Below are 16012 nucleotides of genomic sequence, written 5' to 3' on the forward strand. Positions count from 1 at the left end.
GGGGGGGTAACTTCCCTATCGATTACCCATACATACGATAGCTCTTTTATACTCACATAGGGCTTCACATCAATGCTCGCATATCCATAATTCTCCTGCACATTCTCAACCACACCCACTGGAATATTCTCAAAAAATATACCATCAAGTCCGCTTGTGAAAACCTTATCACCTTTTTTTACTTTCCTTGAATCAGGGACAAAATCCACAAGTAAATATCCATTATGCGAACCTGATACTATACCCATAGCTCTATTTTCACCAATATATACATCATAGTTGCAGTTTTCATTGCCATTGAGAAAGCCCTCGAGTCGCCCATCTTGCACAACTGCTATACCAAGTGCCGCATTATCTTTGACAACCCCAAAGATTCTGCCCTCTAGCCCACTCTCTTGATGATATTGACTTAAATCTGTATCAAGCCACACTTTATCGCGTTTTCCTAAAGATGCAAATGAGATAATCCGCGCCTGATGAATATCGCTACTCGCTCGTGTAATGCCACCTTTGCCAATGAGATTGCCTAGCCTAACAACATCATTTTTTAGAGCTTTATTTTCAAGGAGTAGCTTATCATAATCTACCACCTTTGCCTTAAGCTTTTCTATCTGCTCTGCTTGATTAAAATGTCTATCATAGGCATTCTCTATATCTTCTATTGAATCAAATAAAAATACCTTCACATAATCACTCACGCCTAGAATCTTTGCTTGAACACCCTTATCTAACTCCATTATAGCCAAGATACATACAAGAAAAATAATCCCAAAAACAAGGATTTTATATCGCATATCTCACTCAAATTAATCAAAAGCAAGTTGGTGAATCAAATCCACATCTTCCATTGCCTTGCCCGTGCCTTTTGCTACACAAAGTAGTGGCTCTTCGCCCACATATACAGGCAAACGCACAATATCAGAAAGATACTTATCAAGCCCTCGTATCAACGCACCGCCACCGGTAAGCACAATACCATTTTCTACAATATCCCCTGCTAAATCTGGTGGCATAGATTCAAGCACGGATTTGAGGGCATTGCTAATTTCACGCAATTGATCTTTCATTGCCTCACGCACATCTTCGCTTGTAAGCTCAATAGTATTTAAAAGCCCACTCACTTGGTCGCGCCCACGCACCTGCATAACAAGGGGTTTTTCCATAGGGGAAGCCGAGCCTATGCTAATCTTAATTTCCTCGCCTGTGCGCTCACCAATAAGAAGATTAAATTTCTTTCTCACATAATCCACCACCGCCATATCAAGCTTATCTCCTGCGACTTTAATGGATTTGCTAATCACCAAACCACCTAAAGAAATAACACCAATTTCTGTTGTGCCTCCACCAATATCAACGACTAAATTACCTTTAGATTCTTGAATCTGCAAGCCTGCTCCAATAGCTGCCGCCATAGGCTCTTCAATAAGGAATACCTCACGCGCACCCGCACTCATAGCGGATTCTTTAACTGCCTTTTTCTCCACACCTGTCAAACCATAAGGCACACATACCATAATGCGTGGGCGAACGAGGGATTTGCGCTGATGAGCTTTCTCAATAAAATAACGAATCATCTTTTCTGTCATATCAAAATCTGCAATAACACCATCTTTAAGTGGGCGGATTGCTTGAATACCATCAGGGGTTTTACCTAACATCTCCTTTGCTTCTTTCCCCACCGCCAAAATCTTACCTGTGCTAAACCTATCAGCCTGCACTGCCACTACGGAAGGTTCATTGATGATTATGCCCTCACCCTTTACCAAAACCAAAGTATTTGCTGTCCCCAAATCGATAGCAATATCTTTGGAAAAAGCCCCAATGATTTTATCCATCAGCATAAAAGCTCCTTAAAAAATCCAAAATGACAAAACAATTTGTAAATTATACATTCTAATCCTTTGCTAAACCTTTATTTTTTATGTTAAATTAAGCTCTTTTTTGTGTATTTTTTCCTTTTTTGACAAGAAGTGGGCTTGCCTTTTGCATAATACACTCTTTTGTAATGCTAATATCATAGCCCTCAAGCTCTGGTAACTCATACATCAAGTCAATCATTGCCTCTTCCATAATCGACCTTAGTCCCCTTGCACCCGTTTTTCGAGCGATTGCAAGCTCCGCAATAGCCTCAACCGCCTCTTTTTCAAAATGCAAATGCGCCCCATCAATCTCAAAAATCTTTTGGTATTGCTTAATAAGCGCATTTTTAGGCTGTGTAAGAATTGCAACCATTGCTTCTTTGCTAATAGGCTCAAGGGTTGTAATCATATGCAATCGCCCAATAAGCTCTGGAATTAGTCCATAGGCGATTAAATCATCAGGTTCTACAAGCGCAAGGAGCGCATTTTCTTCGCTTTTACCTTTTTTCTCCCCGTGAAATCCAAGCACATTCCCCCCTAAACGTCTTTTAATAATATCACTTAATCCATCAAAAGCTCCCCCGCAGACAAAAAGTATATTGCTTGTATCAATTTGCATAAACTCTTGATTGGGGTGCTTTCTACCACCCTTAGGAGGGATATTTACCACACTGCCCTCAATGATTTTTAGCAAGGCTTGTTGCACGCCTTCGCCAGAGACATCGCGCGTAATTGAGCGATTTTCAGAAAGCCGAGAGATTTTGTCAATCTCATCAATAAAAACAATGCCCTTCTCCGCCTTTTTCACATCATCATTTGCTGCTTGAAGCAAACGAGTGAGGATATTTTCTACATCTTCGCCCACATAGCCAGCTTCTGTGAGGCTTGTTGCATCAGAAATAGCAATAGGGATATCTAAAAATCGCGCTAAAGTCTGTGCCATAAGCGTTTTACCGCTCCCTGTGGGACCAATGAGTAAAATATTTGATTTAGACAGCTCCACATCGCGCAAGTTTTGGCTTATCTGCTCTTCACCCTTAATAATGCGCTTATAATGATTATACACTGCCACAGAAAAAACGCGTTTTGCCTCATCTTGTCCTATCACATATTCATCAAGTTTAGCCTTAAGCTCTTTGGGTGAGGGGGCTTTGATATGAAGCATTTCCTCTTCTTTTTCTTTTTCTGCCATATATTTCGTAAGTGTTTTATGAATATAAGTAACGCAATTTCTACAAATATACACACCGGGTGAATCACCTGCTATAAGGAGATTATAAGCGTTTTCTTTTGCTCTACAAAAGCTACATACTTTTTCAATATCACTCATTATGCGCTCCTCTAAAAGGGATTCCTCGTGTGCAAGAGAGAATAAACTCACAAATATAGCGGATTATATCGCTAGGGTGAGATTCAAGTTGAGCTTGGGCAAGCTCTCTAATAGGTGCTGTGCGAGAGAAAAGAATCTTATACGCACGACTTATTTCATTAATTTCTTCACGCGAAAAAAGCTTACGCATACGATGTTTATTCAACCCCCTAATAATAGCACGATTCCCCTCTGCAAGGCAATATGGGGGTATATCTTGCGTTACTGTAGAGCCTCCACCTATCATACAGCCACTACCAATTTTTACAAATTGATGTATGGGCGTCAAGCCTCCAATATTGACATAATCACCAAGCTCTACGTGTCCCGCAAGTGTGGCGTTATTTGCCAAAATACAATCATTCCCTACAATGCAATCGTGTGCGATATGCACATACGCCATAAATAAATTTCTATCGCCTATGGTTGTCTTTCTCCTGCCTCCTGCGGTGCCGGGATTAAGCGTAGTGAATTCTCGTATAAGATTCTCATCACCTATAATAAGCTCGGTATCCTCTCCTGCAAATTTGAGATCTTGGGGCGGCACACCCACAGCAGCGTTATTAAAAACCTTATTCCCTCTGCCCAAAGTCGTATGTCCAGCAATATGCACATAATTGCCTATAATGCAATCATCGCCAATACGCACATTTTCATCAATAATGCAAAATTCGCCAATACGCACGTTATTGCCTATCTGCGCACCTTCTTTGATAATGCTCGTTTTTCCTATCATTGTAGCCCCCGATTTCTAAGAATCTTTTGCATCGGCAATCATTGCCTTAAGTTCAGCTTCGGAGACAAGCTTATCATCTACAAAGGCTTGCGCCCCAAGCTGCCATATAGTCCCTTTATGTTTAAGAACATTAAGCTCATATACAAGCCTATCGCCGGGCACAACAGGAATGCGGAATTTCACATTATCAATCGTCATAAAATATACAATTTTGTTTGCTGCTTGTGAAATATCATCTCCAAACATACTTACAAATGCAAGCAATCCACCCGCTTGAGCCATACCCTCAATCTGCATTACGCCTGGATAAATAGGTTTGTGAGGAAAATGCCCCAAAAATACTTCTTCATTAATTGTTACATTTTTGTAAGCTTTAATGTAGCCATCTGGTTTGCTATCATTTGTATTGCGTCTTAATTCCACTACCCTATCCACAAACAACATCGGGTAACGATGAGGTAAAATTTGACGAATCGTATCTATGCCCATAATACAATCTTGCATACTCACTCCTTATAGCAAATGTGGCATTTTACCAAAAAATCTTAATATGTGGTGAGCGTAAAGACATTACTTTCTTGAAAATGCGCATCGATAAAAATTTTAAGAGAATGTGTAATGCGCTCGTCTAAAACGATGATAGGATTCACACTATCTGCCCCACAAAGCATAACGCGCAGCATCATCTCATCTTCATAACAAGGAGGATGATAAAGCATTTCTTGCACATTAGAGTAATGTGTGCCAAGTAGGCTGTTTATATCCTCAATACTAATAAAAACACTATCATCGTGCTTTGCATAGCCTAGCTGAATGCTTAAGGTTTTATTTGAATCCATATTGTTTTTGAGGCTTTTTTCTTGTCCTTTTTGTTCCACTCTCTCTTGTGTTTTTATTCCCTGCTTTAGTTTTTCTTTTGATGTTAAAATTTCTTCCCAAGCTCTAGGAAATAGCTTTAGATTATGTTTTACATAAAGAATACTTGAAGTTTTTATCATATTTTTACTGCGTGAATGGGTAATGATATAAGAAGCAATCACCTTGCCTTCACTCATACATACACTTCTTAAATTACGCCAAATTACTTTGGAGCGCTTATGGAGGATATATTCTTTCCCCTCTTGCTCACATTGATCGCGCATTGCAAATATAAGCTGACGCTCCTCATTGCTACCGGGAACTATTTGTCTGCCAATATTACTCATTAGCTCAAGGGGAAGTTGCTTTTGCTTCTCTCTTTGTTTATTAAGAGCAAATTGACAGCCACAATAATTTTGTTTATACAATCTATCTTTGTTTGCAAGCTCACTTTGTGCCTGTGTGCCTCCATTACTTCTCACATCAATTTTGACAAAAAAGAGTCCATAATGAAGAGCAATTTCGTCTCCCTCTGCGTAAAGAATCTTTTGCTCTTTGAGCGGACTAGCAAGGAGTGTAGAGGTAAAGGCATCAAGAGACATTTGATGTGCAATTTGTGCAGTCTTTTCTAATCGCATATCAAAGCATTTTACACATCGCTCACCTTTTTCTGGCTCATTTTCTAGCCCCCTAACATCAGCAAACCATTTTTGAATCTCATATTCTCCCTCAATCAAATCAACCCCAAGCATTTTACAACTTCGCCTCACATCAAGCAAACGCAAATCATATTCTTCTTTGGGGTGAATATTTGGATTATAAAAATATCCTATGAGATTACTTTGAGGATAAAGCTTTTGTAGCTGACTTAAAAAATAATGGCTATCCACCGAGCAACAAATATGCACAAGCATATTTTGAGGTATAGGCTTACTCATCTTTATTGTTTGCAAAATACCAAAATGATACGACACCTATAACTACAACTGCTGCCAAAAAAACAACAAGCAGAATGTCTAAATCCATTGTATATGCCTCTCCTTATTGTGTATTACAAGAATCTTATATTACACTTTTACATTAAGATTCCTATAAATGTATAAATTTTCTTTATATTTTTTAGTGGGACTAGAGAGGTTTTAGCTTAGTAAGTAAATGTAAGATTTTTTAATACAAAGATTCTTGGCTTCTTTTGAGATTCTTTTTTAAAAACTTAGAATCCTCTTTTATTTTTCTAAGCCTCTTTATTTTCTTTTTATAAAGGGGAGGGGCTTGAATGTGCAAGTATGAATTGGTGCTTTACACAAAATATGAAGTCGCGTTTGATGATATACACGTTCGGTGATATACACCTCACTAGATATACTACTTGCCTTCCCCCTTATATATCCGCTTGACAATATATACCTCGCCCTTATTGCAAGAAGATTCTTAGATTCTAGGGTGGATTTATCTTTGAAGTTTTTTAGAATCTAGGTTTTGTTCCTTAAAATACTATATCTCGATTTGCGTTTATAACAAATGTTTCATATGAAACATTATGTTCGTATTGTTGAATCTGCCTTAAAATATGAAAGGCGATATACAAATATTTACTCTATATCTTCACTATGTGCGGATATTTTATGAAAAGATGTGCGTGTGGATTTTGGCTTAGGCACGATTTCTCCATTTTCTTGCGCTATTTTCTCGCGTAATTGCCCACACGCCGCACTAATATCAAGCCCCTTAGATTCTCGTATGGTGCAAAGCAATCCTCTTTCTATCAAAAAATCAGCAAATGCCTTTACTTCACTCATCTGCGGACGCTCAAATGCACTTCCCTCGTGGGGGTTAAAAAGTATCAAATTTACCTTTGCCTTAATCCCATTAAGTAAAGCAAGTAACTTTTTCGCACTCTTTATATCATCATTCACACCTTTAATCATTAAATATTCAAACATCACTCTCTTCCGCGTATCCACAGGAAAAGCTCGCACCTCTTTGAGCACCTCGGCAATATTATAAGCTTTATTAATAGGCATCAGCTGTGAGCGTAGCTCATCACTCACAGCGTGGAGAGAAATAGCAAGCTGCACGCCGAGATTCAGCTCCCCCAATGCCTTAATCTTAGGTGCAATGCCACTTGTGGAAATAGTTTGTCGCTTTGTCGAAATACTAAGCCCCTGAAGCTCACTCAAAATCTTAATCGCCTTTGCTACATTTTCCAAATTATCAAGTGGCTCACCCATACCCATAAAAACAATATTAACTTTTTTATGAGGGGCAATATGATTATCCCTTTTCATCACCACAACTTGCTCAACTATCTCGCTTGCATTGAGATTACGCACAAAGCCACTTTTTGCAGTAAAACAAAAAGCACAGCCCACCTTACAGCCAATTTGACTTGAAAGGCACATTGTCCATTTTTCACTTTTTTCTACGCCATTTTTTATATGCTTTGGGCGCATTTGAAGTAGCACAGATTCAAAACTATGTCCATCGGCAGTGCGAAAAAGATATTTTTTGCTTCCATCTTGGCTTTGCTCTATACATATTGGCTCAATATGAGAAACAACAAAATGTGAGCGTAAAAAATCCTGCATTGTTTTTGAAATATTATCCATAGAATCAATATTGTTTTCATAGCGATGATAAAGCCAATGATAAATTTGCTTAGCACGAAAGGCGGGAGAAAGCAAAGAAGAAAGCTCATCAAGCGTATAGCCATATAGACTTGGCAAAGCCTTATATGCGTTAGGCACAATGTTTGTGTTATGCTCATTTTTATCTATCCTTGCATCATTGCTATATGTTTTTGTGCTTGTATTTTTTGTTTGATTCACACACTTTTGTGTATATGTCTCTTGCTCTACATCTTTCATATATATTTCTCTTTACATAGGCTTTGTATTTTCTTTTTGCGCAAGCGCATAAGAAAGTGTTTGAATCCACGAAGATTGCGCATTGAGTGTTTTTTTGATATGCTGATGATGAGATAAAAATTCATTATGTGCGTTTTTATGGCAGTGATTACTCACACAAAACACACCCATACAAGGAATCTGAAAATGTTGCGCCACTCGCATCACAGCAAAAAACTCCATATTCTCCAAGCAGATTCCAGCATTTACAAAACGCGAAGCCATATCTTCATCGGTTGTAATATAATTAGAGCTATTCACAATAGCTTTTTTATATGTATTGAGATTGAGCGTTTGGAATGTTTCATATGAAACATTTTGCAATACCTCACTTTGAATATGATTATCAAGCGGAGTATAGGCTTTGTCCTCCAAAAATGCAAGCTCTATTTGTGTCGCGCTATTAGAAAGATATATATCGCCTATAAGTATATCTTTGCTATAAGCTCCGGCGCTTCCTACAAAAACAATAGAATCCACATATTCTCTTAGGCAGATTTGAGTAAGCCCTATTGCACTTTCGCACAGCCCTACGCCTATGGATTTTGCAAAACTAAAATATTCGCCATTCCCCGCACATACAATCATTGCTGCTCCATTTTATGTATTCCTTTGTTACTACATTGCTTAAATCTCTTTTATCATCATTCACGCAAGATAACTTAAATTCTTACCGAAATGCCCTTTTCCTGCAAATATGTTTTTAAAGCCTGAATTTTAATCTCTTTATAATGAAATACACTTGCTGCTAATGCCGCATCAGCTCCATATTTAAACACATCAGCAAAATCCTCCATACTCCCTGCTCCACCAGAAGCAATAATTGGCACGCGCACAAATGAAGCCAAAGATTCTATCATCATCTTATCATAACCATTTTTTGTGCCATCAGCGTCCATACTTGTAAGCAGTATCTCCCCCGCTCCTCTATCACAAGCTTCCTTTACCCACTCAACCATATCTTTACCTGTATCCACACGCCCGCCATTAATATAAACGCGCCACGAATGGGGTGCTACCATTTTTGCATCAACAGCCACAATAATACATTGCGAGCCAAAGCGTTTTGCCCCCTCATCAATAAGGTGAGGATTTTTAATTGCTGCACTATTAAGGCTTACTTTATCACACCCGGCATTAAGCAAGGCAGACATATCTGCTATGGAGCTTATACCTCCACCAACGCTAAAGGGGATAAACACAACCTTGGCGATACTTTTAACAATATCTATCATTGTGCCACGTTGCTCATAACTTGCTGTAATATCAAGAAGCACAATTTCATCTGCGCCCTCATCATTATATGCTTTAGCAATCTCCACAGGATTCCCCGCATCTTGTAAGCCAACAAAATTAACACCCTTTACCACGCGCCCATTACGCACATCAAGGCAGGGAATAATTCTCTTTGCAAGGCTCATCGCTCCTCCTTTACTCTCACTCTTTGCCTAAAGATTCTTGCTTTTTATTGAGTATAAACATTATTGATTGCATAAAAATGTTTAAAATATATACAAAACATTGTGTAAATATGTAGATTTGAATTATTAATCATAGCCAAATACTCCTTACAAAAACAAAATATTTGCATACTTTAGGTTATAATACGCGCCAAAATAAGGTAGTGTAGTGGAAACATATCGAGCAAAAAAGCATCTTGGGCAGAATTTCTTGCAAGATTCCCACTATCTCCAGCAAATCACCCAATCCATTCCCACACTCCCTATTCAGTGTGTAGAAATTGGGGTTGGCTTGGGTGATTTGACACAAGAGCTATTAAAAATAGAACCCTTGATAGCCTATGAAGTCGATTTAGACTTATGTTCTTTACTTGATAAAAAGTTTTCTAGCCATATCCAAAGTGGGCGATTGAAGATTATCTATGAGGATATTTTAAATCTCTCACAAGAGCAACAATGGCTCTATGAATGCGAATACAAGGTTGTCTCTAATCTTCCTTATTATATTGCGACACATATTATATTGCGACTTTTGCGTGATAATTTTTGTCGCGCCTTGCTTGTAATGACGCAAAAGGAAGTCGCGCAAAAATTTTGTGCGATGAGTGGGAAGAGTGATTTTTGCGCTTTGAGCGTTTTAGCCCAAAGCTTTGGCGAAGCACAAATACTTTTTGATGTGCCCAGCAGCGCTTTTTCTCCTATGCCAAAGGTAACCTCATCTGTTTTTGTGATTCATAAACATTATACCAAGCCATTTGAAGGCTTCTCTTTATATGATTTAGAATCTTTTTTGAAGTGTGCTTTTTGTGCGCCGCGCAAGAGCCTTTTAAAAAATCTTAGTGCTTATTTTAATAAACAGGCATTACAAGAGGCTTTAGAATCTGCGCGTGTGCCACTTCTTGCACGTCCTCACGAAGTAGAGACAAAAAGTTTTCACCACATTTTGCAAATTCTTAAAAAAGGACACAACAATGGAAGATAAAAATGAACAAAACCATAACAATTCATCTTTAAATGAAGGATTTGAGAGAAAAACTCCAGAAGAGCAAGCTGATAGTATCGCTTCTCTCTCACAATCCACCCCAAGAGACAATAAGCACAAAGAGCATCACCACAAGCCAAAATCGCATTCTCCAAATAAAAACCAAAATGCAGAGCAGGGGCAAAAATCATTTGAAAAACGCAAGTGGCATGGCAAAAATCCTATGGCTCAAAACAAAAAGCAAGCAGAAGAAAACAATAGTGGCATAGATGGTGTTACAGAAGTGCGTAATGTCAATGAAAGTGGCAATCTTGGATTGCATAAAGATTTAAAAAAAGGCGTGGAAGCAAATACAAGAATCCAAAGACAAAGCCTTAATCCTCATACTAAGCTCAACCTCAACACAAAAGCAAGCGTGCGCATTACGCCTCTTGGTGGGCTAGGCGAGATAGGCGGCAATATTACGGTGATTGAAACACCAGATTCTGCGATTGTCATTGATGTGGGAATGAGTTTTCCAATTGAAGGAATGCACGGCGTAGATATTCTCGTGCCTGATTTTAGCTATCTCTTTGCGATTAAGGATAAAATTGCGGGAGTGATTATTACCCACGCACACGAAGACCACATCGGGGCAGTGCCTTATCTTTTTAAGCTTTTGCAGTTTCCTATTTATGGCACACCTCTGCCTCTTGGTATGATAGGGAGCAAATTTGATGAACACGGCTTAAAAAAATTCCGCTCATTCTTTAAGATTGTGCAAAAACGCAAGCCTATTAAAATTGGTGCATTTGAGGTAGAGTGGATTAATATCACACATTCTGTAATTGATGCCTCTGCTCTTGCTATACGCACCGATGCAGGAGTGATTATCCACACAGGTGATTTTAAAATTGACCATACCCCTATTGATAATCTCCCCACAGATTTACATCGCCTTGCACATTATGGAGAAGAGGGTGTAATGCTCTTATTGAGCGATTCAACAAATTCACATCGTAGTGGCACAACCCCAAGTGAAGCTAGTGTTGGACCAACCTTTGAAGCTCTTTTTAAACAAGCGCAGGGACGCGTGATAATGAGTACTTTCTCCTCAAATATTCACCGCGTGTATCAAGCCATTAGCTATGGAATGAAATTTAATCGTAAAGTTGCAGTGATTGGGCGCTCTATGGAAAAGAATCTTGAGATTGCACGAGAACTTGGCTATATTGACTTGCCACAAAATATTTTCATAGAAGCTCACGAAGTCGCAAAATACCCCGATGAAGAGGTGCTGATTGTTACCACAGGCTCTCAAGGCGAAACAATGAGTGCGCTCTATCGTATGGCAACAGACGAACATCGCCACATCAAAATTAAACCCAGCGATATGGTGATTATTTCTGCTAAAGCCATTCCGGGCAATGAAGGCTCCGTCTCTGCGGTGCTTAATTTCCTCCTTAAAGCCGGAGCAAAAGTCGCTTATCAAGACTTTAGCGAGATTCACGTTAGCGGACACGCCGCACAAGAGGAGCAAAAACTGATGTTGCGCCTGATTAAACCAAAGTTTTTCTTGCCCGTTCACGGCGAATACAATCACATTGCCAAACATAAACAAACCGCTATTGCTTGCGGGGTGCTAGAAAAAAATATCTACCTTATGGAAGATGGCGATCAAATCGAAGTCAATCCAAACTATATGAAAAAAGTGCGGAGTGTCAAAAATGGCAAAACTTTCATTGATAATCAAATCAATCGCCAAATTGAAAATGATGTCGTGCTTGATAGACAAGCTCTTGCCCAAGATGGCATTGTGGTTATTTCTGCGCGTATTAGCAAAGAACGCAAGATTTTAGAAACAAAAATTTCAAGCTATGGGCTTGTAGCAGACAAAGAAGACAAGGGCTTTGAAAAAGAGATGAATGAAACACTTGAATTTGTTGTCAAAAATTTCAAGGCAGAGGGATTTAATGCCAAAAATCTTGAAAATGAAGTGCATACCACTTTCAAGCGACATATTTTTAAGAAAGTCAAAAAATATCCAACCATCGTGCCGATGATTTATGTGCTATAAATATCATAAAATGAGGGAGGCAAATGGCAAAACTCGATTATGTACATATTGCTAAAGAAGTCCTTGAAATAGAATCAAGAGCCTTACTTGAAGCGATAGAAAAGCTCAATGGAGCAGAATTACAAAGGATTGTAGAAGTTATTGTGGATTCTCAAGGGAAGCTCATTGTATGTGGTGTAGGGAAAAGTGGGCTTATTGGCGCAAAAATCTCCGCCACTCTCTCTAGCACAGGCACACCCAGTATTTTTATGCACCCCACAGAAGCAATGCACGGCGATTTGGGAGTGGTGCAAAAAGATGATGTGATTCTTGCTATTAGTTATAGTGGCAAGAGTGAGGAGCTCCTCAATATTCTCCCACATATTAAACGCTTAGGGAATCCTATCATCACAATGAGTCGCGATAAAAACTCTCCCCTATCACTTATGGGCGATTATTTTTTAGACATTAGTGTGCACAAAGAAGCTTGCCCCCTTAATATTGCTCCCACAAGCTCAACCACACTCACGCTCGCACTTGGAGATGCTTTGGCTGTATGCTTAATGAAAAAACGTGATTTTAAGGCAACCGATTTTGCCTCATTCCACCCCGGTGGCGCACTTGGCAAACAACTTTTTGTGAAACTTAAAGACTTAATGCAAACAGAAAATCTCCCTCTTATCGCGCCTGATATGCCTCTGCGCCAAGCCATTATCATAATGAGCGAGAAACGATTAGGCAATGCTGTTATTGTCCAAGATAACACGCTTTGGGGGATTCTAAGTGATGGCGACTTACGGCGGGCGATGATGAATAGTAATTTTAACCTAGATACTCCAGTAAGTGCCTATGCCACACGCTCACCAAAAACTTGCGATAATGCGGAGATTCTTGCCTTTGATGCGCTTAAAATTATGGAAGCCAATAAGATTGGACTCCTTATTATCACAGATAAGCAAAATCATATACAAGGTGTTATACACTTGCATACTTTAATTGCTGCTGGGCTCAAATAACTAAGCTAAAGGAGAAAGATATGTTTGAAAAAATAGATGAAATTTTTAAAAATATCGAGGATATTCGCGATGATATTATCATCTTGCTCAATATCGCTAAAATCTCACTCATTGATTATATTATGATTAAACGCGGCTCACAAGATATGCCCGAGCATTTGAGCTTTGATTTGCTCTCACAAATTGATGTAGAAATAGAAAAGCTCAAAGCCCAAATTGATGCGCTTAATAAACTCAAACGCGAATTGCTTGTGTTTTAAGAGGCTTAGTTGCCCCTATGGGTGAGAATCTCGCACTTTTTAAATGCCAAAATCTCATTATTGTAAGAGAATCTGCTTAGATTCTAAAATCTAATAAGTTGCGTTTTTAAGCCCTTCCCGAAAATCTTAACTTTTAGAATCTCAAAAACCACTTTTCCGCCTAGATTCTTAGAATCCCCATTTCACACTTGATTCTAAAAGTATTGATAAACAATATCATTTTTATTTTAAATTAATATACAAAAGAGTAATATCCATTCACATTTTTACAAATCATTCTTATTTTTGTAAAAAATGAACAATTCCAAAAGGAGTTTTTAATGAAAGCAACATTAAGCATTGCTCTGCTTACAAGCATAGTGGCTATGGGTGCTATGGCTGATGAGCCAAACACAGAAGAATCAAATACTAGCAGGGGAGGGGGCGATGTAACAACAGTCAATCTCCGACAATCTGTCGTAACTGCCACAGGCTATGAGCAAGACATCAAAGACGCTCCCGCGTCTATTAGCATTATCCCGCAAGAAGAGATTCTCACACGCCCCATTCGAGACATAGGCGATGCTGTGCAAGATGTGCCCGGCGTGTATGTAGAGCAGGATAAGACAGGGCAAAATACTATTTCTATGCGTGGGCTAAGCTCGGCTTATACGCTTATCCTCATTGATGGCAAAAGACAAAATATCACGAGGGGCTTTACTGCAAATGGCTTTGGAAATAGCACAGGTTTTATGCCCCCACCTGAAATGATTGAGCGCATTGAAGTTTTGCGCGGTCCTGCTTCTGTGATTTATGGCTCTGATGCAATGGGAGGAGTGATAAATATCATTACTAAAAAACACGCCAATAAAACAAGTGCAGGTATGCAGCTTGAAACGAAACTTTTTGCACCAAATAGTGAATGGGGAAATGCCTATGGAGCAAACGCTTATGTAACCACCCCGCTTGTTAAAGACTTGCTTTCGCTTAACTTGCGCGGCTCATATCGCTTCAATGAACAAAATGCTTTTCTCAATCCTCTTGGTCCTAGCCAAAACGCTAGTCAAAACCCCTATTCTGCGCACTCAAGCACAGGAAGCCAAAATGGCAATGCAGGCTTTAGGCTTAATTACACCCCTACAGCAAGGGATTATATCTATTTAGATTCTGAACTCTATTGGGGACGCTTTGGCTCGCTCAACACTAGCGGTAATAGCATTACAGCCCTAAGAGAAATGTATAAAAACAACACCACCTTAAGCCACGATGGAAAATATGATTGGGGGAATCTCTCCACCTTTGCTCAATACTCTTATAGCGTAATGGCACCTTGGGCGATGAATAATGGTGGCAATCCTCCTATTGGCTCGACAAAGGGGGATTATGTGGATTGGGAGAGAAAAACAGAAAACAATGTTGGGGATATTAAGAGTGTGTATAATAATAACTTTAATATTGGCGGTGGGGCGCTCATCTTTAATGGCGGTGCGGAGTATGTCTATGAGCAACTCAAAGGAGCAAATGTATCCTACAGAGATATGCACCAAAATCAAGCCGCTCTCTTTGCTGAAGGGGAATATCTCTTTAATGATATGTTCTCTACCACACTGGGCGCGCGCTATAACTATACCGACAAATTTAGCAATGGCGTGGCAAATCTCAATCCCCGGTTTTATGTGAATTTTAACCCCACCGATTGGCTTACCTTTAAAGCAGGGGTAGCCAATGGTATGCTTATCCCTACCCTTAGTCAAACTGTCGAGGGTGTAACATCATCATCGACATCAAATGGCCAAGTTACCGATACTTATGGGAATCCAAATCTTGAGCCTGAACTCAGCTGGAACTATGAATTGAGCACGATTATCGATGCAGAACCCGGAATGCTTATCCTCACGGGCTATTACACAGACTTTCGTAACCAAATTGAAACGATAAGCAATCTCCAACAAAACACACCTATGCCTGAAATTGGACAAACTTGCACAAGCAATCTATGCACCTACTATCGTAATGTCGGCAAAAGCTTTGTAGCAGGGGCAGAGGCAAGCCTACAAACAAAATCTTTTTATGGGCTTTCACTTGAATCAAGCTATGGCTTTACCTATACAGAAGCAAGAAGCGGGACTTCAAAGGGTGAGCCCATCAACTCTATCCCTAAACATAACTTTACTATTAAGCCAAGTTATACTTATAACAACTTCAATGCCTATATCCGCTGGAGTGGCAAATACAAAACGCCTACTCCCTTTGCAGGTAGCAATGCAAGAACCAATGTGCGCTCAATCGTAGGACAATACTACAAAGATTATCAGCTTGTGGATATTGCCGCTACTTATAAATTTGCCAAGCATTATGCGCTCACATTTGCTATCAATAATATCTTTAATGTCTATTTTATTGATTACATAGGAACACAAAATGGCTATCAGCGCATCTTGCCTGATAGAAATTATTGGATAAGTTTTAAGGCAAATCTCTAAGATTCTAGAATCAAAGCCTAGAATCTCCTAGCAATAAAGTATATCTTTATTGCTATATAAATAAAATCG

The 16012-nt window shown here is 39.2% G+C and carries 14 protein-coding genes; 5 read left to right on the plus strand and 9 right to left on the minus strand.

All coding sequences use genetic code 11. From position 1 onward, the window contains the following. From mreC to hisF, 9 genes are all read right to left on the minus strand, one after another. On the minus strand, positions 1 to 794 hold a 794-nt coding region (gene mreC / locus J1E28_RS04010), incomplete at its 3' end, for a rod shape-determining protein MreC (protein WP_291026998.1). Positions 795 to 806: 12 nt separating this feature from the next. Further along, the gene (locus tag J1E28_RS04015) at positions 807 to 1841 is read right to left on the minus strand and encodes a rod shape-determining protein (protein WP_291027001.1); all 1035 of its coding nucleotides are present in this window, start codon (positions 1839 to 1841) and stop codon (positions 807 to 809) included. Between the two features lie 88 nt (positions 1842 to 1929). Continuing rightward, on the minus strand, positions 1930 to 3189 hold the full coding sequence (gene clpX, locus J1E28_RS04020; RefSeq protein ID WP_291027004.1) for an ATP-dependent protease ATP-binding subunit ClpX: 1260 nt from the start codon (positions 3187 to 3189) through the stop codon (positions 1930 to 1932). Next, positions 3182 to 3964 (minus strand): acyl-ACP--UDP-N-acetylglucosamine O-acyltransferase, encoded by a 783-nt coding sequence (gene lpxA / locus J1E28_RS04025; protein WP_291027007.1) that lies wholly within the window; start codon positions 3962 to 3964, stop codon positions 3182 to 3184. Before lpxA ends, clpX begins: the two co-directional genes overlap by 8 nt. 15 nt (positions 3965 to 3979) lie before the next feature. Then, positions 3980 to 4468 carry a 3-hydroxyacyl-ACP dehydratase FabZ gene (gene fabZ, locus J1E28_RS04030; protein ID WP_291027010.1) on the minus strand — a complete coding sequence of 163 codons (489 nt, stop codon included), beginning with the start codon at positions 4466 to 4468 and terminating at the stop codon, positions 3980 to 3982. Between the two features lie 41 nt (positions 4469 to 4509). Further along, positions 4510 to 5760 (minus strand): epoxyqueuosine reductase QueH, encoded by a 1251-nt coding sequence (locus J1E28_RS04035; RefSeq protein ID WP_291027012.1) that lies wholly within the window; start codon positions 5758 to 5760, stop codon positions 4510 to 4512. Positions 5761 to 6414: 654 nt separating this feature from the next. After that, positions 6415 to 7548, minus strand: a complete 1134-nt coding sequence (gene rlmN, locus J1E28_RS04040) for a 23S rRNA (adenine(2503)-C(2))-methyltransferase RlmN (RefSeq protein ID WP_291027052.1) — start codon at positions 7546 to 7548, stop codon at positions 6415 to 6417. A gap of 153 nt (positions 7549 to 7701) precedes the next feature. After that, the gene (locus J1E28_RS04045) at positions 7702 to 8316 is read right to left on the minus strand and encodes a purine-nucleoside phosphorylase (RefSeq protein WP_291027014.1); all 615 of its coding nucleotides are present in this window, start codon (positions 8314 to 8316) and stop codon (positions 7702 to 7704) included. A gap of 74 nt (positions 8317 to 8390) precedes the next feature. Then, a complete protein-coding gene (gene hisF / locus J1E28_RS04050; protein WP_291027016.1) occupies positions 8391 to 9149 on the minus strand; it encodes an imidazole glycerol phosphate synthase subunit HisF in 759 nt (252 codons plus the stop codon). A gap of 208 nt (positions 9150 to 9357) precedes the next feature. Between hisF and rsmA the strand changes: the two genes are divergently transcribed. From rsmA to J1E28_RS04075, 5 genes are all read left to right on the plus strand, one after another. Further along, positions 9358 to 10170 (plus strand): 16S rRNA (adenine(1518)-N(6)/adenine(1519)-N(6))-dimethyltransferase RsmA, encoded by an 813-nt coding sequence (rsmA, locus tag J1E28_RS04055; protein ID WP_291027018.1) that lies wholly within the window; start codon positions 9358 to 9360, stop codon positions 10168 to 10170. Next, complete coding sequence (locus J1E28_RS04060) at positions 10160 to 12226, plus strand: ribonuclease J (RefSeq protein ID WP_291027020.1); 2067 nt, start codon at positions 10160 to 10162, stop codon at positions 12224 to 12226. Before rsmA ends, J1E28_RS04060 begins: the two co-directional genes overlap by 11 nt. Positions 12227 to 12249: 23 nt before the next feature. Beyond that, positions 12250 to 13221, plus strand: a complete 972-nt coding sequence (locus J1E28_RS04065) for a KpsF/GutQ family sugar-phosphate isomerase (protein WP_291027022.1) — start codon at positions 12250 to 12252, stop codon at positions 13219 to 13221. A gap of 20 nt (positions 13222 to 13241) precedes the next feature. Continuing rightward, positions 13242 to 13481, plus strand: coding sequence for a DUF2443 family protein (locus tag J1E28_RS04070; protein WP_291027024.1), 240 nt, complete (start codon positions 13242 to 13244; stop codon positions 13479 to 13481). A gap of 320 nt (positions 13482 to 13801) precedes the next feature. Then, positions 13802 to 15943, plus strand: a complete 2142-nt coding sequence (locus J1E28_RS04075) for a TonB-dependent receptor (RefSeq protein ID WP_291027026.1) — start codon at positions 13802 to 13804, stop codon at positions 15941 to 15943. Positions 15944 to 16012: the final 69 nt, after the last annotated feature.

The sequence above is a fragment of the Helicobacter sp. genome, from assembly GCF_022511165.1.
Classification (GTDB): domain Bacteria; phylum Campylobacterota; class Campylobacteria; order Campylobacterales; family Helicobacteraceae; genus Helicobacter_C.

Bases quoted from the DNA above. Each gene is read 5' to 3' on its own strand.
- J1E28_RS04015 (WP_291027001.1), bottom strand. From the start codon at position 1,841: ATGCTGATGGATAAAATCATTGGGGCTTTTTCCAAAGATATTGCTATC.
- clpX (WP_291027004.1), bottom strand. From the start codon at position 3,189: ATGAGTGATATTGAAAAAGTATGTAGCTTTTGTAGAGCAAAAGAAAAC.
- lpxA (WP_291027007.1), bottom strand. From the start codon at position 3,964: ATGATAGGAAAAACGAGCATTATCAAAGAAGGTGCGCAGATAGGCAAT.
- fabZ (WP_291027010.1), bottom strand. From the start codon at position 4,468: ATGCAAGATTGTATTATGGGCATAGATACGATTCGTCAAATTTTACCT.
- J1E28_RS04035 (WP_291027012.1), bottom strand. From the start codon at position 5,760: ATGAGTAAGCCTATACCTCAAAATATGCTTGTGCATATTTGTTGCTCG.
- J1E28_RS04045 (WP_291027014.1), bottom strand. From the start codon at position 8,316: ATGATTGTATGTGCGGGGAATGGCGAATATTTTAGTTTTGCAAAATCC.
- hisF (WP_291027016.1), bottom strand. From the start codon at position 9,149: ATGAGCCTTGCAAAGAGAATTATTCCCTGCCTTGATGTGCGTAATGGG.
- J1E28_RS04060 (WP_291027020.1), top strand. From the start codon at position 10,160: ATGGAAGATAAAAATGAACAAAACCATAACAATTCATCTTTAAATGAA.
- J1E28_RS04065 (WP_291027022.1), top strand. From the start codon at position 12,250: ATGGCAAAACTCGATTATGTACATATTGCTAAAGAAGTCCTTGAAATA.
- J1E28_RS04070 (WP_291027024.1), top strand. From the start codon at position 13,242: ATGTTTGAAAAAATAGATGAAATTTTTAAAAATATCGAGGATATTCGC.
- J1E28_RS04075 (WP_291027026.1), top strand. From the start codon at position 13,802: ATGAAAGCAACATTAAGCATTGCTCTGCTTACAAGCATAGTGGCTATG.